The 21,176-nt window shown below is 60.3% G+C and carries 16 protein-coding genes; 10 read left to right on the forward strand and 6 right to left on the reverse strand.

Translation table 11 applies throughout. From position 1 onward, the window contains the following. Positions 1 to 206: 206 nt before the first annotated feature. Positions 207 to 1,505: an MFS transporter gene (locus MKS85_RS16535; protein WP_047226720.1), complete on the reverse strand. Its 1,299-nt coding sequence runs from the start codon at positions 1,503 to 1,505 to the stop codon at positions 207 to 209. 362 nt (positions 1,506 to 1,867) lie between these two features. On the opposite strand from MKS85_RS16535, the gene MKS85_RS16540 reads away from it, so the two are divergent. Further along, positions 1,868 to 2,272, forward strand: a complete 405-nt coding sequence (locus tag MKS85_RS16540) for an acyl-CoA thioesterase (protein WP_003177184.1) — start codon at positions 1,868 to 1,870, stop codon at positions 2,270 to 2,272. Between the two features lie 57 nt (positions 2,273 to 2,329). Further along, positions 2,330 to 3,229: a D-hexose-6-phosphate mutarotase gene (locus MKS85_RS16545; protein ID WP_047226719.1), complete on the forward strand. Its 900-nt coding sequence runs from the start codon at positions 2,330 to 2,332 to the stop codon at positions 3,227 to 3,229. Positions 3,230 to 3,363: 134 nt separating this feature from the next. On the opposite strand, the gene MKS85_RS16550 is transcribed toward MKS85_RS16545, so the two are convergent. The 5 genes from MKS85_RS16550 to MKS85_RS16570 form a co-directional block, all read right to left on the reverse strand. Next, positions 3,364 to 3,900, reverse strand: a complete 537-nt coding sequence (locus MKS85_RS16550) for a DUF3299 domain-containing protein (protein ID WP_076383207.1) — start codon at positions 3,898 to 3,900, stop codon at positions 3,364 to 3,366. Between the two features lie 87 nt (positions 3,901 to 3,987). Further along, positions 3,988 to 4,233 carry a GlsB/YeaQ/YmgE family stress response membrane protein gene (locus MKS85_RS16555; RefSeq protein ID WP_039593587.1) on the reverse strand — a complete coding sequence of 82 codons (246 nt, stop codon included), beginning with the start codon at positions 4,231 to 4,233 and terminating at the stop codon, positions 3,988 to 3,990. Between the two features lie 103 nt (positions 4,234 to 4,336). Then, positions 4,337 to 5,422, reverse strand: a complete 1,086-nt coding sequence (locus MKS85_RS16560; RefSeq protein WP_047226717.1) for a 5-(carboxyamino)imidazole ribonucleotide synthase — start codon at positions 5,420 to 5,422, stop codon at positions 4,337 to 4,339. A 12-nt stretch (positions 5,423 to 5,434) separates the two neighbouring features. Beyond that, positions 5,435 to 5,926 carry a 5-(carboxyamino)imidazole ribonucleotide mutase gene (purE, locus tag MKS85_RS16565; RefSeq protein WP_003196369.1) on the reverse strand — a complete coding sequence of 164 codons (492 nt, stop codon included), beginning with the start codon at positions 5,924 to 5,926 and terminating at the stop codon, positions 5,435 to 5,437. Positions 5,927 to 6,261: 335 nt separating this feature from the next. Beyond that, positions 6,262 to 7,179: a LysR substrate-binding domain-containing protein gene (locus MKS85_RS16570; protein WP_139048657.1), complete on the reverse strand. Its 918-nt coding sequence runs from the start codon at positions 7,177 to 7,179 to the stop codon at positions 6,262 to 6,264. A gap of 181 nt (positions 7,180 to 7,360) precedes the next feature. Here MKS85_RS16570 and aspA point away from each other — a divergent pair, with 181 nt between their 5' ends. From aspA to MKS85_RS16610, 8 genes are all read left to right on the forward strand, one after another. Further along, a complete protein-coding gene (gene aspA, locus MKS85_RS16575; RefSeq protein ID WP_025216214.1) occupies positions 7,361 to 8,785 on the forward strand; it encodes an aspartate ammonia-lyase in 1,425 nt (474 codons plus the stop codon). A gap of 492 nt (positions 8,786 to 9,277) precedes the next feature. Continuing rightward, positions 9,278 to 10,729, forward strand: a complete 1,452-nt coding sequence (locus MKS85_RS16580; protein WP_047226715.1) for a sodium:alanine symporter family protein — start codon at positions 9,278 to 9,280, stop codon at positions 10,727 to 10,729. A gap of 131 nt (positions 10,730 to 10,860) precedes the next feature. Continuing rightward, positions 10,861 to 11,865, forward strand: a complete 1,005-nt coding sequence (locus MKS85_RS16585) for an asparaginase (RefSeq protein WP_139048659.1) — start codon at positions 10,861 to 10,863, stop codon at positions 11,863 to 11,865. A gap of 182 nt (positions 11,866 to 12,047) precedes the next feature. After that, positions 12,048 to 13,040 (forward strand): AraC family transcriptional regulator, encoded by a 993-nt coding sequence (locus tag MKS85_RS16590; protein WP_047226713.1) that lies wholly within the window; start codon positions 12,048 to 12,050, stop codon positions 13,038 to 13,040. A 383-nt stretch (positions 13,041 to 13,423) separates the two neighbouring features. Next, positions 13,424 to 13,786 (forward strand): DUF6124 family protein, encoded by a 363-nt coding sequence (locus MKS85_RS16595; protein ID WP_310663024.1) that lies wholly within the window; start codon positions 13,424 to 13,426, stop codon positions 13,784 to 13,786. A 381-nt stretch (positions 13,787 to 14,167) separates the two neighbouring features. After that, a complete protein-coding gene (locus MKS85_RS16600) occupies positions 14,168 to 15,199 on the forward strand; it encodes a histone deacetylase family protein (RefSeq protein WP_188251876.1) in 1,032 nt (343 codons plus the stop codon). Positions 15,200 to 15,211: 12 nt separating this feature from the next. Then, complete coding sequence (locus MKS85_RS16605) at positions 15,212 to 16,312, forward strand: polyamine ABC transporter substrate-binding protein (RefSeq protein ID WP_310663025.1); 1,101 nt, start codon at positions 15,212 to 15,214, stop codon at positions 16,310 to 16,312. 152 nt (positions 16,313 to 16,464) lie between these two features. Next, positions 16,465 to 21,066: a dermonecrotic toxin domain-containing protein gene (locus MKS85_RS16610; protein ID WP_310663026.1), complete on the forward strand. Its 4,602-nt coding sequence runs from the start codon at positions 16,465 to 16,467 to the stop codon at positions 21,064 to 21,066. Positions 21,067 to 21,176 lie beyond the last annotated feature (110 nt).

The raw sequence follows: 21,176 nt of genomic DNA on the forward strand, positions 1-21,176 counted from the left end.
GTTAAGTCGGCCAAGTATCGGTAAGCCGTGTGAACACTCTATGGCTGAAATATGACAATTGGATGAAAGGCCATTATTGAGATTTAAAAGACGATCGAGCAGGCCCAATCGCGAGCAGGCTCGCTCCCACAGGGGATGTGCGGTGAACGCAGATCCGGTGTGGGAGCGAGCCTGCTCGCGATGAAGTCAATACAGTCAATAACTGCTTAACGACCTTCCTTCCAGAGATACGCCCCCACCGCAATCCCGATACCGCAGATAACCGCCACGTAATAGGCCGGCCCCATCGGGCTTTCCTTGAGCAGCAGGGTGACGATCATCGGAGTCAGGCCGCCGAAGATTGCATAGGCCAGGTTGTAGGAGAACGACAGACCGCTGAAGCGCACCACGGCCGGAAACGCCTTGACCATGACATAGGGCACCGCGCCGATGGTGCCCACCAACAGCCCGCTCAGGGCATAGAGCGGAAAGAGCCAGTCGGGGTGGTTGAACAGGCTGTGGTAGAAGGTCCAGGAGGTGATCAACAGCAACGCGCTGCCGAACACGAACACTCGTCCGGCACCGAAGCGGTCGGCCAGCACGCCCGAGCCGATGCAGCCAAAGCTCAGGAATACGATCGCCAGGCTGTTGGCCTGCAACGCGGTGGTCGGGCTGAAGTGATACACCGTTTGCAGCACGGTCGGGGTCATCAGGATGATCACGATGATGCCGGCCGACAGCAGCCAGGTCAGCAACATCGAAAGGGCAATGGCGCCACGATGATCACGCAGCACCGCTCGCAGCGGTACTTCCGCAGCCAGGGCCTTGCGCAGTTGCAGCTCGGCGAATATCGGGGTTTCGTGCAGCCAACGGCGCAGGTACACCGAGAACAGGCCGAACACACCCCCCATCAGGAACGGAATCCGCCAGGCGTAATCCGCGACCTCCACCGGCGTATAGATGCTGTTGATGGCCGTGGCCACCAGCGAACCCAGCAAAATCCCCACGGTCAGGCCACACGTCAGCGTGCCGCAGGCGTAGCCGATGTGGCGCGCCGGAACGTGCTCGGAAACGAACACCCAGGCTCCCGGCACCTCACCACCAATGGCCGCGCCCTGGATCACGCGCATCAGCAACAGCAGAATCGGCGCCCACATGCCGATCTGGGCATAGGTCGGCAGCAACCCCATGATGAGGGTCGGCACGGCCATCATGAAAATGCTCAGGGTGAACATTTTCTTGCGTCCCAGCAGGTCACCGAAGTGAGCCATGATGATCCCGCCCAGCGGCCGGGCCAGATAACCGGCGGCAAAAATGCCGAACGTCTGCATCAAGCGCAGCCACTCAGGCATTTCGGCGGGGAAGAACAATTTGCCAACCACGGTGGCGAAGAACACGAAAATGATGAAATCGTAGAACTCCAACGCACCGCCCAAGGCAGAAAGCGACAGGGTCTTGTAGTCGTTACGGGTCAACGGACGAGCCGATTGAACGGGTGTCGCCGTGCTCGAAGGCGCAGTGGTCATGGCAAGGGCTTCTCTTATAGTCAGTTCTGCAACCCCGGACAACGGTGGGCAGGCTCGGCACGATAGCAAATTGTTCAAAAAAGCACATAGAGGTGCGTAATTGACAGTCAAAATCGGAACCGGGTGGTCGTCTCGACGTCTATCGCTCGATATACTCGCAACCTTGCAACACTCTGTAAGGGGTTGCTGTGCGAAAACGTCGTTGGCGGCGTAGTAACCTGCCAGCCGGTTTCGCAGAGTTTCCCTTTGGCACGCCTTTACGAAAAACGTGACGAACGCATGTTCGGGCTGAATCGTTTTTTTCAAAGACGGCTATTCACCTGATACATAAGACAGAGTTACGGGTCAGAGGCACCCCCGGCATGATAGAGCTCGAACAGGAAGATCCAATCCCGCAAGGCGACCTGGCCCTGCAAATCACCGCGCTTCCCCGCGAAACCAACGGCTTTGGCGATATTTTCGGCGGCTGGCTGGTTTCCCAGATGGACCTGGCCGGCACGGCCATGGCCAGCAAAGTGGCCGGTGGACGCGTGGCCACCGTGGCGATCGATCGCATGGCGTTTCTGGTGCCGGTGGCCGTGGGTGCCCAGCTGTCTTTTTATACCCAGGCGCTGGAGATCGGCCGCAGTTCGATCCAGATGATGGTCGAAGTCTGGAGTGACGATCCGCTGTCCAGCGAATGGCGCAAGGTCACCGAGGCGGTGTTTGTGTTCGTCGCCATCGATGGCAGTGGCCGTACCCGCTCGGTTCCGCCGCGCGCCCGTTAAACACGGGGGCCGTTTTGCGGTCCATTGCAGTTCATGTTCCTGAGCGAGACTTGCAGTATGCCTACGCCCCATGTCGAAGCCGTCAAACTGGATGAACTGAACGGCTGGCGCATCCGCCACGGTCAGGCCGAGTTGCTGGTGGCCCAGCAAGGCGCGCACATCCTCAGCTATCAGGTCGACGGCCAGCCGCCGCTGATCTGGCTCAACGACCAGGCAACGTTCAAGGCGGGCAAGAGCATCCGTGCCGGGGTGCCGGTGTGCTGGCCGTGGTTCGGCAACCTGACGCGCAACCCCGACAGCGTGCAGGCCATGCGCGTGAGCAACGATCCGGCCACCGCTCACGGCCTGGTGCGGGCCATGGATTGGGAGCTCAAGGGCATCGAAGCCCAGGGCGAGAGCCTGAAAGTGGAATTCGTGCTGCCCTACCCCGAAAACGGCCTCTCGGGCTGGCCCCATCAGGTGGACCTGACGCTGACTATCGTGATGGACGAGCAGTTGCACATCCACCTCACCAGCCATAACCGCGGCAGCGAAACCGTCAGTCTGAGCCAGGCGCTGCACAGTTACTTCGCTGTCAGTGACGTGCGCAACGTGCATGTCGAAGGCGTGGATGGCTTGCGTTATATCGAAACACTGGACGACTGGAATACCGTGACCCAGGCCGGCGACCTGCACTTTGCCGGCGAGACTGATCGCATCTATCTCGATACCCCAGCGAAGCTGAGCATCGTTGACCCGCACTGGGAACGACGCATCGAACTGACCAGCAGCGGTTCACGCTCGGCGGTGATCTGGAACCCCTGGACCGAACGCGCCAAGGCCTTCAGCGACATGGCCGACGATGGCTGGCAGCGCATGCTGTGTATCGAGACGGCGAACGTGATGGACGATGTGGTAACGCTGTTGCCGCAGGCCAGTCATACCCTCGGGGTGAGCATCGGTAGCAAGCCGCTCTAAGCCACACCACAAAACTTTGTGGGAGCGAGCCTGCTCGCGATAGCGGACTGACCGTCAATATCGTTGATGGCTGACCCACCGCTTCGCGAGCAAGCTCGCTCCCACATTGGGATTTGTATCAGGCCAGCCGGCCGTTACAGATCCGCCTCCTGCACCACCCTCACCTTTTCCGCTTCCAGCGCGTACGCCGCACTGGCCAGGTCGTTGTCGACCTTTTCGATCTTCAGCGTGCCGGTCACCCAGAGCGGTGTGTAGATGTCGTCCAGCTTCAAACCCTTGGGATAGCGCACCAGCACCAGTTGATTGGGCGGAGGTGGCGGGACGTGGATGCAGGCGCCAGGGTAAGGCACCAGGAAGAACAGCGTGCTGCGGCCCTTGGCGTCGGACTCCAGCGGCACCGGGTAGCCGCCCAGGCGGATATGCCGGTCGTTCATCGACGCCACGGTCTTGCTCGAATACATCACCGCCGGTAAGCCCTTGCTTTGTTTCAAGCCACCTTTTTCGGTGAAGGTGCCGCTGGCTTCGGGGGTGTTGTGGTCAATCTCGGGCATGGCCTCGAGGGCTTTCTGGTCCGACTTGGGCATCAGTTCTAGCCAGTCGGTTTCCGGCAGTTCGGCGGCGTGGGCCAGGCCGCTGCCCAGCAGAAGGAGGGTCAAGACTAAACGGCGCATGAATGAGCTCGGCAATAAGTAGGAAGTACGACGCCGGGCATTCTAGCCCTCCCTGCGCGCCAACGCAGAGGGGGCTTTGTCACAGAATCAGTTTCTTTTGATCAGACCGTAGATCACCAGCAACACCACCGCGCCCACCAGGGCACCGATGAAACCGGCGCCTTCGCCAGCCTGGTAGATGCCCAGGGCCTGGCCGCCGTAAGTGGCTGCCAACGAACCGCCGATACCGAGCAGGATGGTCATGATCCAGCCCATGCTGTCATCGCCCGGTTTCAGGAAGCGCGCCAGCAGGCCCACGATCAAGCCGATAAAGATGGTTCCAATGATTCCCATGGCATTTCCCTCTGAGGTAAGTCGCTAGACCAAAGCCCGTTCGGGCTTTGGCACCTAGCCATCAGAGAAGTTAGCCGACCAATGGTTCCACCGACACTGAAGACTATTGTTCGGCGATCAGTGTCTCGACCTTGATGATCTGCTGGGCCAGCGTGGCCCGGTCAGCGCAGCGCAGGTTGGCGTGGCCGACCTTGCGTCCGGCCTTGAACGCCTTGCCATAGTGATGCAGGTGGCAATCGGCAATCGCCAGGACTTTCTCGCTGTCCGGCACCTTGCCGATGAAATTGAGCATCGCGCTTTCGCCGACTTTGGCGGTCGAGCCCAGCGGCAGCCCGGCCACCGCCCGCAGGTGGTTTTCAAACTGGCTGCACTCGGCGCCTTCGGTGGTCCAGTGCCCGGAGTTGTGCACGCGCGGGGCGATTTCATTGGCCTTGAGGCCGCCGTCCACTTCAAAGAACTCGAACGCCATCACGCCGACATAGTCCAGTTGCTTGAGCACACGGCTGGAGTAGTCCTCGGCCAGGGCCTGCAGCGGATGATCGGTGCTGGCAACGGACAGCTTGAGAATGCCGTCCTTGTGGGTGTTGTGCACCAGCGGATAGAAACGGATTTCCCCGTCGCGAGCCCGCACGGCGATCAACGAGACTTCCCCAGTGAACGGTACAAAACCTTCCAGCAGGCAGGCCACGCTGCCCAGCTCGGCGAACGTGCCGGCCACATCCTCAGGATTGCGCAGGACTTTCTGGCCCTTGCCGTCGTAGCCCAGGGTGCGAGTCTTGAGGACGGCCGGCAGGCCGATGGAGGCAACGGCGGCCTCCAGGTCGGCCTGGGACTGGATGTCAGCGAACGCGGGTGTAGGGATGCCCAGGTCCTTGAACATGTTCTTTTCGAACCAGCGGTCGCGGGCGATGCGCAAGGCTTCGGCACTCGGGTAGACCGGGACGAACTGGGACAGGAAGGCAACGGTTTCGGCCGGGACGCTCTCGAACTCGAAGGTCACCAGATCGACTTCATCGGCCAGTTGGCGCAGATGGTCCTGATCACCGTAGTCGGCCCGCAGATGTTCACCCAGCGCGCTGGCGCAGGCGTCCGGCGCCGGATCGAGGAAAGCGAAGTTCATTCCCAGCGGCGTTCCCGCCAGGGCCAACATGCGACCCAACTGGCCGCCACCGATTACACCGATCTTCATTCGTCAACCACCTCAGGCAATGCGTGGGTCTGGATTGTCCAGGACGCTGTCTGTCTGCTCAGCACGGAATTTTTTCAGCACGGTATGAAATTGTGGGTGCTTGGCGCCCAGGATGCTCGCCGACAGCAGGGCCGCGTTGATCGCACCGGCCTTGCCGATGGCCAGGGTCGCGACCGGAATGCCGGCCGGCATCTGCACGATCGACAGCAGCGAATCGACGCCCGAGAGCATCGACGACTGCACCGGCACGCCCAGCACCGGCAGGTGAGTCTTGGCCGCACACATGCCTGGCAGGTGGGCCGCGCCACCGGCACCGGCGATGATCACCTCGATGCCACGCGCCTCAGCCTCTTCGGCGTACTGGAACAGCAGGTCCGGGGTGCGGTGGGCGGAGACCACTTTCACCTCGTAAGGGATGCCGAGCTTTTCCAGCATATCGGCGGTGTGGCTAAGGGTGGACCAATCGGACTTGGAGCCCATGATCACGCCAACCAGTGCACTCATCGTCGTGCCTCTTCTCTCTGGGCGCCCGCAGGCGCGTCAAAAAACAACAAGCCACGCAGGAAACCGGCGTGGCTTGTTGTACGAATTATGGCCGATCTGGACCGGCCGAAGGCCGCGCAGTATACCTCAATGAAATAGATAAACAGCCCCTGTCGCGACCATCTGTCATTTGTGGTTAAACGGCGGTTTTATTGACTCTCAGGTCAGCGAAAAAGCACCACAATTCCCCTGTGGGAACGGGCTTGCTCGCGATAGCGGACTGACATTTAACATCATCGTTGCCTGACACACCGCTATCGCGAGCAGGCTCGCTCCCACAGAAGATCTTCGTGGTATCAGGTGCCAGTCACGCCTTGCGCCGCGCCGCCCTCGAGCTTGCGCCACAACAAGCGCACGTTGGCCTTGCGCACCAGCGCGCAGCGGTACAGGCGGATTTCCAGGGGCACGTGCCATTGCGTGCCGCCGCAGACCACCAGTTCGCCCCGGGCCAGTTCGGCGCGCACGCTCAGTTGCGGCACCCAGGCGATACCCAAGCCCTCCAGCGCCATGCTTTTGAGGCTGTCGGCCATGGCCGTTTCGTAAACCGTGGTGAAACGCAGGGCCCGCTGGCGCAGCAACTGGTTCACCGAGCGTCCGAGAAATGCACCGGCGCTATAGGCCAGCAAGGGCACGCTGGCCTCGCCTTCAAGGTCGAACAGCGGTTTGCCCTCAGCATCGGCGGCACACACCGGCAGCATTTCGGTCTGGCCCAAGTGCAGCGAGGGGAAAATCTCCGGGTCCATTTGCATGGCCGAATCCGGGTCATAGAAGGCCAGCATCAGATCGCAACCCCCTTCACGCAACGCATGCACGGCGTCGCCGACGTTGGTCGCCACCAGCCGCGTGGCGATGTTCAAGCCTTCGTTGCGCAGTTGTGCGATCCAGCGCGGGAAGAAGCCCAACGCCAGGGAGTGCGCGGCCGCCACTTGCATCACCTCGCCCTGCCCGCCTTCCAGATGGTGCAGATGACGCAGCACTTCACCCAGTTGCTCGACCACGGTACGCGCCGTCACCAGGAACAACTGCCCCGCTGCTGTCAGTTCGATCGGTGTGCGAGAGCGGTTGACCAGGGTCAGCCCCAGCGCCGCTTCGAGGCTGCGGATGCGTCGGCTGAAGGCCGGTTGCGTCACGAAGCGCCGTTCGGCCGCCTGGGAAAAACTGCGAGTCGCGGCCAGGGCACTGAAGTCCTCGAGCCATTTGCTTTCTAGATTCATCACGTCCTCCCAAGGCACGCACCAAAACAGGTCACACGCTCGCCGTACCGTCGGCGTCACACCCGCATTATGCCGAATGTGCATAGGGCAGTGTTTAACAGCATTGGCCCTAATTTTTCTGAAAGCCTAGGATTCACAGCGTTCCGGCTCAGACCGGGTCCTTATCGAGATGATTTCTATCATGTCTTCCGCTGCATCATTCCGCACAGAAAAAGACCTGCTTGGCGTACTTGAAGTACCGGCGCAAGCGTATTACGGCATCCAGACCCTGCGAGCGGTGAACAACTTCCGTCTCTCCGGCGTCCCGATCTCGCATTACCCCAAGCTGGTGGTCGGTCTGGCAATGGTCAAACAGGCCGCCGCTGATGCCAACCGCGAGCTGGGCCAACTCAGCGAAGCCAAGCACGCCGCTATCAGCGAAGCCTGTGCACGACTGATCCGCGGCGATTTCCACGAAGAGTTCGTGGTGGACATGATCCAGGGCGGCGCTGGCACTTCAACCAACATGAATGCCAACGAAGTCATCGCCAACATTGCGTTGGAGGCCATGGGCCACAACAAAGGCGAATACCAGTACCTGCACCCCAACAACGACGTGAACATGGCGCAGTCCACCAACGACGCCTATCCGACCGCGATTCGCCTGGGTCTGCTGTTGGGTCACGACGCGTTGCTGGCCAGCCTCGACAGCCTGATCCAAGCCTTTGCCGCCAAGGGTGAAGAGTTCAGCCACGTCCTGAAAATGGGCCGCACCCAACTGCAGGACGCTGTGCCGATGACCCTCGGCCAGGAATTCCGCGCCTTCGCCACCACCCTGAGCGAAGACCTGGCACGCCTCAAAACCCTGGCGCCTGAACTGCTCACCGAAGTAAACCTGGGCGGCACCGCCATCGGCACCGGCATCAACGCCGATCCGCGCTATCAGGCCCTGGCCGTACAGCGCCTGGCAACCATCAGCGGCCAGCCGCTGGTACCGGCCGCCGACCTGATCGAAGCCACGTCCGACATGGGTGCCTTCGTACTGTTCTCCGGCATGCTCAAGCGCACCGCGGTCAAGCTGTCGAAGATTTGCAACGACCTGCGCCTGCTGTCCAGCGGTCCTCGCACCGGCATCAACGAGATCAACCTGCCGGCTCGCCAGCCAGGCAGCTCGATCATGCCGGGCAAGGTCAACCCGGTGATCCCCGAAGCGGTCAACCAGGTAGCGTTCCAGATCATCGGCAACGACCTGGCCCTGACCATCGCGGCCGAAGGCGGGCAACTGCAATTGAACGTGATGGAGCCGTTGATCGCCTTCAAGATCTTCGACTCGATCCGCCTGCTGCAACGGGCCATGGACATGCTGCGCGAACACTGCATCGTCGGCATCACCGCCAACGAAGCGCGCTGCCGCGAACTGGTCGAGCACTCGATCGGCCTGGTCACCGCCCTGAACCCGTACATCGGCTATGAAAATGCCACCCGTATCGCCCGTGTTGCGCTGGAAAGCGGCCGCGGCGTACTGGAACTGGTGCGCGAAGAAGGCTTGCTCGACGATGCCATGCTCGACGACATCCTGCGCCCCGAAAACATGATTGCTCCGCGTCTCGTCCCGCTGAAGGCGTGATCGACGCAATGACTGCTCACCAGGTCGAGGGACTAGACACCTCTCACCTTTTGAGGGCTTGGGGATTTATTCCCCAAGCCCTTTTTTTTAACTGATAGCTACAAACGATTAGAGAACCTGTAGGAGCGAGCCTGCTCGCGATAAACGATGACGCGCTGCCGTTTGAAAAAACCGCGTCGCCAGCCATCGCGAGCAGGCTCGCCCCCGCAAGAACCTGACCGCGAGGCCAGGTGATTCAAAGGTCCGTTTCGTCGCACGCACCACAATCGTGCAGACGGGCGCCGCACTGGTAGGTATAGTGCCGCCCCTCTTCGCGTGAGCGGTCGTCAGAAACGAGACCCCCAACACATGCGAAAACCGAACTAATAACAAACCCGCAATATGGACCGGGACGAAACATCGCCTCACCTGTCGTGCCGCGCGCCGACCGATGTAACACGATGTTTCCAAATGGCCAGCATTTGCTTAAACAAAAAACAGCGAGGAATACTCATGCTCGAAGTCATCAACGACTTCCTCTCAGGGAAAGTGCTGATCGTGCTCATTGTCGGGCTCGGTAGCTACTTCACGATCCGCTCGCGTTTCGTCCAGTTCCGCCACTTCTTTCACATGTTCGCGGTATTCCGTGACAGCCTCAAAAGCAGCGCCGGTCAGCTCAGTTCCTTCCAGGCCCTGATGCTCAGCCTGGCCGGTCGTGTCGGCGCGGGCAACATCGCCGGTGTCGGCATCGCCGTCACCCTCGGCGGGCCCGGCGCGGTGTTCTGGATGTGGGTGACCGCGCTGGTCGGCATGTCCAGCAGCTTCTTCGAATGTTCCCTCGGCCAGCTCTACAAGCGCTGCGACGCCGAAGGCCAATTCCGTGGTGGCCCGTCCTATTACATCCAGCACGGCCTGCAGAAGCGCTGGCTGGGCATGATCATGGCGTTCCTGCTGCTGATCACCTTCGGCTTCGCCTTCAACGGCCTGCAGGCCCATGCCGTGACTCACTCGCTGAACAACGCTTTCGGTTTCGACACCACCTACACAGGCATTGGCCTGGCGGTGCTGTTGGGCCTGGTGTTCATCGGTGGAATCAAGCGCATCGCCAAGGTCGCTGACCTGCTGGTGCCGGTCAAAACCCTGGCGTACATCGGCGTCACCCTCTACGTGATCGTGCTGCAGTTCGATCAGGTGCCGGCCATGCTGACCACCATCGTCAAAAGCGCCTTCGGCCTTGACCAGGCCTTTGGCGGCCTGATCGGCAGCGCCATTGTCATGGGCGTCAAGCGTGGCGTGTTCGCCAACGAAGCGGGCCTGGGCAGTGCGCCAAACGTCGCCGCCGTGGCCTCGGTCGAGCACCCGGTGGCTCAGGGTGTGATTCAGGCGTTCAGCGTGTTCCTCGACACCTTTCTGATCTGCACCTGCACCGCGCTGCTGATCCTGCTGTCGGGCTTCTACACCCCGGGCTTCGAAGGTGACGGCATTGCCCTGACCCAGAACTCCCTCGCCGCCGTGGTGGGTGACTGGGGGCGGGTATTCATCTCCGTGGCCCTGTCGTTGTTCGTGTTTACCTCGATCCTCTACAACTACTACCTGGGCGAGAACAACCTGCGCTTCATGGTCGGCGAAAACCGCAAGGTGCTGATCGGCTACCGCACCTTGGTACTGGTGTTGATCTTCTGGGGTGCCATCGAGAACCTCGGCACCGTGTTCGCCTTCGCCGACATCACCATGACCCTGCTGGCGTTCGTGAACCTGATCGCGCTGTTCCTGCTGTTCAAGGTCGGCATGCGCATCCTGCGTGACTACGATGACCAGCGTTCGGCCGGCATCAAGGTTCCGGTTTTCGATTCCAGCAAGTTCCCGGACCTGGATCTGGACCGCAAGGCCTGGCCAGCCAACCCTTCGGCACCGGTAGCCGCGCCTGGAAAGGCTTCGGCAGGCGTGGCCGCCGCGCAACGCTGATCGGTAGGCTGATTGGAAAAAGCCGGGCGCACCCTCTGCGCCCGGCGTGACACAGCGTAAGGTCGGCGTCATGCTCGACCTTATGTTGTGACAGCCCGATGAGCTGTCGCTTTCGTCCTCGGAGAACACCCATGAATTTCTCGACCTACCCTGCCGCCCAGCACGTCATGGTGCTCTACACCGGTGGCACCATCGGCATGCAGGCCAGCGCCCATGGCCTGGCCCCGGCATCCGGTTTCGAAGCACGGATGCGCGATTACCTGCACAGCCAACCCGAACTCGTCATCCCGCAATGGCGTTTTCGGGAAATGTCGCCGCTGATCGACAGCGCCAACATGACCCCGGCCTACTGGCAGCAACTGCGCGAAGCAGTGGTCGACGCCGTGGATGTGCAGGGCTGCGACAGCGTATTGATCCTGCACGGCACCGATACGCTGGCCTACAGCGCGGCCGCCATGAGCTTCCAGTTACTCGGCCTGCATGCGCGGGTGTGTTTCACCGGCTCCATGTTGCCCGCCGGCGTGACCGACAGCGATGCCTGGGAAAACCTCAGTGGCGCGCTGGTCGCCCTCGGCCAGGGGCTGGCGCCGGGTGTGCATCTGTATTTCCACGGCGAGCTGTTGGCCCCGACCCGTTGCGCCAAGGTGCGCAGCTTCGGTCGCCATCCGTTCAAACGCCTGGAGCGTCAGGGCGGTGGCATCAAGGCAACCTCGCTGCCGGCACAGCTCAATTACGACCAGCCCAAGCAACTGGCGAACGTCGCGGCGCTGCCGCTGTTTCCCGGCATCAGCGCCGAAATTCTCGATGGCCTGCTGGGCAGCGGCATCCAGGGCCTGGTGCTGGAATGCTACGGCAGCGGCACCGGCCCGAGCGACAACCCGGCCTTCCTCGCCAGCCTCGAGCGGGCGCGGGACAGCGGCGTGGTCGTGGTGGCAGTGACCCAATGCCATGAAGGTGGCGTCGAGCTGGACGTGTACGAGGCCGGCAGTCGCTTGCGTGGCGTCGGCGTGCTGTCCGGTGGCGGCATGACCCGTGAGGCGGCATTCGGCAAGTTGCAGGCGTTGATTGGTGCTGGGCTGCCGGTGGATGAGGTTCGGCGGCTGGTTGAGCTGGATCTGTGTGGCGAGTTGAGCTGACACCCGGCAAAACCTGTGGGAGCGAGCTTGCTCGCGATGGCTGACTTTCATTCAGCATCAATATTGAATGTTCCACCGCTATCGCGAGCAAGCTCGCTCCCACAGGGGTTCGCTCAAGCCTGGCAATCTTCGTTCGGCATACAACTTGCTCCATTTCCAGCCTCCCCCGGCCGGAAACGAACATGCTTCACTCCCACCTCACCACACTCAACGCCGTCTCCCTGGTACTCAATACCTTCAAGCACGAAGGCCTGCCCAGTGATGCATTGCTGACCGGCAGCGGCATCAGCGCGGCGGATCTGAGCCGGGCCGACACGCGCATCACCACCAATCAGGAGATGCAGGTCTGCGCCAATGCCGTGGCCCTCAAGCGCGACATCGGCCTGGAACTGGGCTTGCGCATGCACGTGTCGTCCTACGGGATGCTGGGGTATGCCCTACTCAGCAGTGCCACTTTGGGTGACGCTTTGCGTTTGGCGCTGCGCTATCCGGCGCTATTGGGAACACTCTTCGACCTGCACTTGGAAGAAGGCCATGAAACGGTCTGGCTCAGCGCCAGCGATTATCGGGAGAACCCGGCCCTGGCGGTGTTCAACGCCGAGTTCTGCATGGTTTCGCTCAAAGTCATCTGCAACGACCTGCTCGGCCAGACGCTGCCCCTGCGCGCGGCGCGCTTCGAACATTCGGCACCCGATTACCAGGCGCGCTACGCAGCGCTTTTCGACTGCCCGGTGCGTTTCGACAGCATCGACAACGCGTTTGCCTTCGACCGTCACTGGCTGGAACAACCACTGCCCCTGGCCGACCCCATCACCCATCACGCCATGGCCGAACGTTGCCGTCGGCAGAACACCGAGTTCACCGGTCGCCAGGCCTGGCTGGGGCGGATTCGCCAACTGCTCAGTGCACAATTGAACGCCGCTCCCGGCCTGGAAGGCTTGGCAGAACAGATGAACTGCTCGTCGCGCACCTTGCGTCGTCACCTCAAAAATATGGGCTGCAGCTATCAGGAACTGCTCGACGAACTGCGCTTCGAACGGGCCAAGCAGATGCTGTGCGAGGATAAATTGCCGATCTATCAGATTGCCGAAATGCTCGGCTTCAGCGAAACCGCCAGTTTTCGACATGCCTTTGTGCGCTGGAGTGGGGTGGCGCCGAGTCAGTTCAGGTCCTGAACCTTCGGTAATCGCCGCTTTCACGCACAACACCTATCCCCTGAGGGAGCAAGGCTTGCCCGCGATGGCGTCCGCTCAGACACATCCAGCGCCCTAAAAACTGACGCCAGATAGACCGCAACAACCGGTCTACGACGGCTGCGCCGCCGAGCGGGAGCAAGCTCCCTCGCCACGAATCGCAGAGCGACACGAAGCTCTGTTTACCCACCCGCCGTCACACTTCCACCAACCCACGCAACCCTGCGCAGTTGCCTACAACTACGCCAGAATCCGCCTGCTTGTGCGCCTTGCCCTCACCACCTATCGTCTCCCTGTCGCTGACACCAGCGAACGGGTTTGGCGGCCCGGTTGACGAAAGTTCCTCACGTGAAAGGAGCTTCACTATGTTCAAGATTAAACCAAACCCAGCAGAAGCAGATCCCAACTCCCCCTACTTGGACGGTCTCAACGCAAAAAAGCTCGACGAAGCCTCCAAACGCGCATTGGACTATTACCTGGCGGCCAAACCAGCAAAACCCGCGGAAACCATCCAACCCGGCCAGCTATTCTCCGTCGTAAAAGGCCTCGACAACGAATGCCTGCTGGCCAACCTCAGCGAAACTCTGGCTTCTGCCGACGCGATGGTCAACGAGTTGGCTTTCGATCTGGAAGGCTCGCACCGCCACTTCCTCCTCGGCATCCAGCAACTGATTGAGCTGAGTTCATTGCTGGCGAACCGAGCGCTGGATAACGTCGAGCCACACTAGCCGTTACACCATCAACCCCGTGGCGAGGGAGCTTGCTCCCGCTGGGTGGCGAAGCCGCCCCAAAACAGGCTGACGCATTCTCCAGACAAATCGCATCAGCCGGTTTACGACGGCTACGCCGCCGAGCGGGAGCAAGCTCCCTCGCCACGGACCTCTTACATCCGTTAGACCAGACTGCAATGTGCCGCCGCCATCGCGAGCAAGCTCGCTCCCACAGGGGCTCCATGCCCCAACCCCGCGCGCACCCGCGCCAACAAGGGGCGATTTACGGTCAAACCTTTTGGCCATTTCGATCCCCTTTTGGCCTCTCCTGCCGTTCTCTGAAACGCCGCACGCCGCAAGACTGTGTTCAAACCGACCAGCCTTGCGGAGAACAAAAAAATGCTGACGATCTATTCAGACGATCACCACCTGCACCACGGGCGTTGCGAGTTGATGGACGGGCAATTGATGCCCTGCTTCGAGATGCCGTCCCGGGCCGATCATGTGTTGGAGCGGGTCAAGGCGCGGGGACTGGGGCCGGTGGAGGCGCCGCAGGATTTTGGCCTGGGGCCGATCCAGCGCATCCACAGCGCGGCGTATCTGGAATTTTTCAAAGGTGCTTGGGACCGCTGGGCCAAGTACAACCGCGAGGGCGATTTGTTGCCCTTCACCTGGCCGGCGCGGACCTTTCGCACGGTCATACCCACGAGCCTGCACGGCCAGTTGGGTTATTACAGTTTCGACGCCGGCGCGCCGATTACCGCTGGCACTTGGCAGGCAGCCTACAGCGCCGCCCAGGTCGCCCTCACCGCCCAGGCCGAGATCCAGCGCGGCGCCCGCAGTGCCTTTGCGCTGTGTCGCCCGCCGGGGCACCACGCCGCCGGCGACTTGATGGGCGGCTATTGCTACCTCAACAACGCCGCCATCGCCGCCCAGGCGTTTCTCGACCAGGGCCATAAGAAGGTCGCGATCCTCGATGTCGATTACCACCACGGCAACGGCACTCAGTCGATTTTCTACGAGCGCAGCGACGTGCTGTTCGCTTCGATCCACGGCCACCCGGAAGCCGAGTTTCCATTCTTCCTCGGCTACGCCGACGAGTACGGTGAAGCCGCCGGTGAGGGCTTCAACTTCAACTATCCTTTGCCGGCCGGCTCAGGCTGGGACACCTGGAGCGCCGCGCTGGAGCAGGCCTGCGGGCAAATCCAAGGCTACGACGCCGATGTCATCGTCGTGTCCCTGGGCGTGGACACCTTCAAGGACGACCCGATTTCGCAGTTCAAGCTCGACAGCCCGGATTACCTGGCGATGGGCAAGCGCATCGCCGCGCTCGGCAAACCGACCCTGTTCGTGATGGAAGGCGGCTATGCGGTAGCAGAAATCGGCATCAATGCCGTGAACGTTCTCGAAGGTTTTCAAAGCGCCCAATGAGGAAATAACAGCATGAACAGACTCAAGCGTTTGATGGTTCCCAGCCTGTGCGCCGCGCTGCTGTGCGGCGCTGCCCAGGCCGAAGAGCGCACCCTGCGTGTCTACAACTGGTTCGACTACATCACGCCCAAGGCCCTGGAGGATTTCAAGGCGCAGAACAGCCAGGTCAAGCTGGTCTACGACATCTTCGACACCAACGAAGCGCTGGAGGCCAAGCTGCTGACCGGCAATTCCGGCTACGACGTGGTGGTGCCGTCCAACGTGTTCCTGGCCAAGCAGATCGAGGCCGGGGTGTTCCAACCCCTGGACCGCAGCAAACTGCCAAACTGGAACCACCTCGATCCCAAGCTGATGAAGCTGATCGAAGCCAACGACCCCGGCAACAAATTCGCCGTGCCCTACATGTACGGCACCATCCTGATCGGTTTCAATCCGGACAAAATCAAAGCTGCCCTGGGTGACAACGCGCCGGTGGACAGCTGGGACCTGATTTTCAAGGAAGAGAACATCAGCAAGCTCAAGCAGTGCGGCGTGGCGCTGCTCGACTCACCGTCGGAGATCCTGCCCCTGGCCTTGCAGCACCTGGGCCTGGACCCCAACAGCAAGCAACCGGCGGACTATGCCAAGGCCGAAGCGCTGCTGATGAAGATCCGCCCGCACATCACCTATTTCCACTCGTCCAAGTACATGGCTGACATCGCCAACGGCGATATCTGCGTGGCGGTCGGTTACTCCGGCAGCTTCTCCCAGGCGGCCAACCGCGCCAAGGATGCCAAGAACGGCGTGACCGTGGACATGCGCCTGCCCAAGGAAGGCGCGCCAATCTGGTTCGACATGCTCGCCATCCCTAAAGGGGCGAAAAATCCGGACGACGCCTACACCTTTATCAACTACTTGCTGCAACCGGAGGTGATCGCACCGGTCAGCGATTTCGTTGGCTATCCGAACCCCAACAAGGACGCCACCGAAATGGTCGACCCGGCGATCCGCAGCAACCCCAACCTGTATCCGACCGAGGCGGCGATGGCTACGCTCTACACCTTGCAACCGTTGCCCAGGGACGCCGAGCGCGCGCGGACGCGGGCCTGGACCCGGATCAAATCCGGGCAGTAAGGCACCTGTGGCAAGGGGATTTATTCCCACCCGGGCATAGTGAGGCGGCCTATACATAGTTACCACCTTCCCTGTCTTGTACCTCCCTAGCATGGAATCCCCGAAGCATTCAGCGGCGGGGATTCCACCTATCGCAAGACAGGGAGCGTCAGATGACCAGAACCTCTACAACCACGAACACTACACCTGAAGCCAGCCTCAAGAATGCTGTGCTCAACCAGCTACTCGCAGGGCCTACCTCCCCGGAAGTTGCCGCGGTGCTCCTGCGAAGGGCCCTCAAGAAAATGTATCCGACACTGGACCTCGATCCGCTCAACACAGTCGTTGGTGAGCCTCGCTGGGACATTGTCGACGGCGAAATCCTGGAACTGCCCACCCGTTACGAAACCCTCAGCGATATGGTGGCCGAACGAGTAGGCGTGAGCGATTCGACCATGCTGATTGAAGGCGTGCACTTTTTGACTCAGCTACCGATCAGCACCCCGGAGGTGCATCTGCCGGTACGTATCGAACAGATCGGAGCCCTGATCAACGAACTGGAGCCCGTCATGTTGTCCGCCTGCCAGGAACAGCAACTGGCGTACTGGAACGCGCCAGTGGGCACATCCGGCCCACGCTGGCATGAGCTCTCCAGAACGCTGCGCAAGATCTGGGACGTCAAAGAGGTCAATGGCTGGACCGCGACCGAATGCGACATGGCCAGGCAATTGTTCCTTTACCCCAACCCGGAGGACCGCAAGCAACATGATCGCTACGACACTCACGCGTACCTGATCGACATCGATGAAGTTGACGGGACCAAAGTGAGCCGCCTGAACGAAAATTCGTTGGTGGTACTGATCGGAACCATCGCCAGTAAAGAGGTCATCCTTACGTACTCGCTGCGCGACAGCTATAAAAAATTCGATTCACAGCAGGCGCTGGGGCAATTTCTCCCGACGCAACTGGACACCACGTTCCGCAAGAAAATCCAGTGGCGGCTGTATGAGCCCACCGGCAACATCTTCGATCAAAAGGCCTGCGGCCTGATCGCCATGCAGGTCAAGATCCTCGGTTCCTCCAGCTTTCTGAAAAAAGTTGCATCCATCGAAGACGACCAGCCAGTGACCAGCGGGCTGGACGCAGAAAAAGGTCTTGGCGCGACCTGGTTCGATAAAAAGATCCCCGACTGGCTGCTGGCAGCGTCGATATCCGATCAGATTCTGTTCGCCCAGCACATGAAAAACCTTTCGGCGTTGAGCAGTTCCCATGCCGGCAAGACCTACCTGGACGATATTGCTCCTATCAAGGAGTTTGCCTTGAACGCCCTCAAGAAGCAGATGCAAGCGGACCATGCCGACGCTGCGACACTCGATCCGGAAAAAATCGAGATCCAGATTCGCAGCCTCGTGGCCTGGGGGTCTTTTATCGTTCCGGGCAAATTCGAGACCACCCGGTTCAATCTCGTTGAGCTGGCCTTGCAAAACCTGATTGCACTGCCCCTGGGCAACAAAACCGTCAGGTCCCTCACCGACAAGGTGTTGCCCACCTGGATGACGACCGACTACATCGAAAGCCTGATCACCAAAATCGATATCGGTCGCGTCTATCCCGATCTGGTGAAGAGCAAACTGCTCGACGATCCGACCGAATCGGCCCGCCGCGAAGAGTTGTACACCTCCCAGTTGCGCATTCAACTGCCCATGCTGGCGCTGGAGGGAAAGATCCGAGGGCGTGGGAACATCGACGAACGGGGTTACCGTTATGTCGCCGCACTGATGGAACCGGAGGAAGCCGATCGCAAGGTCGACGGACAACCCATCGTCTTGCGCAGGCTGGCCTTCATATCCCAACAGAAACTGATCCCCTCGGAAGACATTGTGACCAATATGTTCGTGATCGGTCCGAAGAATCCAGACGCCGGTCCCTGCCTGCTTTATCGACCGCTGCTTGAGCCGCAGTTGTGCCAGTACCCCTCCTCCAGCAACCTGTTGTATGCGATCAGGCAAATCCCTGAATTGCGCCAATCGGTCCTGGCCTGGCTACCCGATGAGGTGCGCAGCAATTACAGCCGATACATTTTCTCGGGCCCGCTGCCCTCACCCTGGGTCATCGTTGAGTTTGCGACGGACCCTTTTACATCATGGCTCGATAGCGCCCCCGTCGGTTTGAGCGAAAAAACCCTGGGCCCCGATTTCCTGCCACTGTTGTTCAAGGCCAATGCCAATGCCCTGGTCGAGCTTGCAGACCGGCAATCGGTCTCCAACAGCGAAACCCGCTGGAGTACGTTCAAGCAGGCAGGCTGGCTGATTTTCAACCTGGCCCTGCCTTATCTGGGCGCTGCCGTGGGCACCGCCGTCTGGCTCTGGCAAATTCTGGATGACATTGAAACGCTGATGCAGGACAGCGAACACGCCAACGACCAAGCCACATGGGAGGCATTCGTCGACCTGCTGCTGAACCTGGCCATGGCGATCACCACCCACGCTATCGACCATGCCAGAGAAGGCATACGCAGTCGCAGGGCAGCGGCGCCGGAGGTGTTAGAGGAGCCGGTCAAGCTGGTTAAACCCAAGCTCATTATCGAAAAACTCGCGCCTTCCACCGCTAAGCAACCGCACCCCGAACACTATGAGTCCATCCATTCCAGCGGTGCCTTGACAGGCAAATCGGGAGAGGGTGCCAAGCTCCTTGAGAGTTTCAGTGTCGACGCGCCCGAAACACCAGGGCAGGCCCATACCGAAGGCATGTCCAAAGGGCTCTATCAACGCCAGGGGCGGTGGTACGCCAAAGTGGGAGAAAAATGGTTCAACGTGCTGATGGTGGGCGATAAGGTCTGCGTCGTCGACGGGAAGAATCCCTCGCGCCTGGGCCCTCCCCTGAGGCTGGATGTACACGGCAATTGGCATATCGACATCCGTCTGCGCCTGCGCGGAACGGGCTCAAAAGGTGCGATGGAAAAAGTCATCGCCGACACTCACCGCCGCAGCGTTCAACTGCTGGCCGAACTGAACCGCTTCGAAGAAAAAAAACCGGAGCACCAGGCACTGCTGACAATGAATGCACAAGAATTGAACAGCGCCTCGGGCTCCGCCAAGGAGACCAAGCGCAACGTTTACTTGAGCACCTTGAAAACCCAGCGCGAAAGCTATGAAGAAGCGCTGAACATACTGACGCAATGGCCCGTCTTCCAATCAAGACCCGACGCGCCTAAAGCCAGGCTTGGCTACCTGAACGCACAGATCAACTTCACGTTCGAAGAGATAGACGCGCTGAAAGAGCGGTTTACCCCTGCCCTGAGAACAGCCATGGACATGGCCACCACCGGCGTCGCGGTCGTGGAGCAGCAGCACGTCGATGCAGCCGAAAGCATGATCCGGGTCGGCGAGGACATGAACGAGCGCCTGGATTACATGGAGACCCGTTTTTCCAGGCTCAAGATACTGGGGCGTGAAGGTTTTGAGTTTATCCGGCAGCACCGTGGAAGAATGCCGACCTACAAGAGCGACGGTATTCGTCTTATCCAGTTGGACATGTATCGCCACCTCTGCCTGTCGCTCGACAGCATCAATACAGTGCCCGAAGGTTGGGCGGTCATTAACCAACTGGTTGATAGCGCCACGATCGCCTTCCAAAGCCTGCACGACGCCATCGAGGAACGCAGCGTGATCCGGCTGGATGAGCAAATCGATGCATTTGGCAGTCTCACGGAACAGTTCACCGCCCTTGAAGAACAACTCGAATACGTGGGCACTGAATACAAGGACAGCGCCCGGCCGGCCGAACTCAATCGGCTGAACAAGCAGATCGGCGGCCTGAAAAAACGGGCACTGCAACATTTGGCCCAGGCCCTGGATGAGAGAAGCAACCGGCGCAGCGCGGGCAACCCTTACGAGCCACGCCCCAGGTTCAGGAAGAAGTTCATCAGGGCACGCTTTTGGGGCCTTGTCAGTGGTGAGCCTCGTTTAACGAAAATGCAGGAAGAAACCGATTGGGTCGATGTGAAGAACCCGGTCACGGACAAGATCATCGCCACCTTCCACCGCAAGGGAACCGGTGAGTGGGTGCCCCATGCGCTCGCCGACACGCCGCAGATCGTCCCGCCACTGGCAACCAGCCTCGCAAAGGGCCAAGCCCTGATCGATGGGCTGGAGGCGTTCCAGGCGCAGGTCGAGGAGCACATGAATGCGCCAGGCCGATCGCCCACCGGTCTCGGAATGATCCTGAACGCCCATGCAAACAGGATGGAGAAAGTCGGCATTGCAATCAAAAAGGCAGTGGACAGTGCCTCGAACGAAACCGTTGAAGTGTCAGTAAAACAAAAGCGTACCGCCGAAGCCCTGCGCATGGCACTCAAGACGCAAGCGAAGGCCCTGTACGAGGAAGCCTTCGATGCCGTACTGAATGTCATCAAACATCGCCCTCCGACCATGGATGGCGTCATTTGGCTTAAAAGCCGCAACCGTATTTCCATCACCAAACTAAAGAACCGACAAAAAAACAAAGGCCCTCTTCGCGGCTATCTCGACCGGTATGAGATCAGGGACGTGAAGGAAAACAAAACGCTTTGGTTTGCCGATTTCCGTTACTCCACCGACTGGGTCCCCGCCCACGCCTACCTTTCCGGTCGCTTGAAAACACCGGAACAAGTCAACAAGGGAGCACGCGCCGACGCCACCCAGGATCTCACCCAGCGTCAATTGATCGATCTTTACCGCAGCGAAATTGCGGTGGATCAGGCCAGGGAAGTGTTCTTTCCAAAGCGGCCCTCATAACGGTCAGGATCTGAATCTGTGGGAGCGGGCTTGCTCGCGAAAGCGGTGGATCAGCCAGCCGCCATGTTGGATGCGCCCACGTCTTCGCGAGCAGGCTCGCTCCCACAGGG

Source organism: Pseudomonas sp. JL2 (genome assembly GCF_031570495.1).
Classification (GTDB): Bacteria; Pseudomonadota; Gammaproteobacteria; order Pseudomonadales; family Pseudomonadaceae; genus Aquipseudomonas; species Aquipseudomonas rhizophila.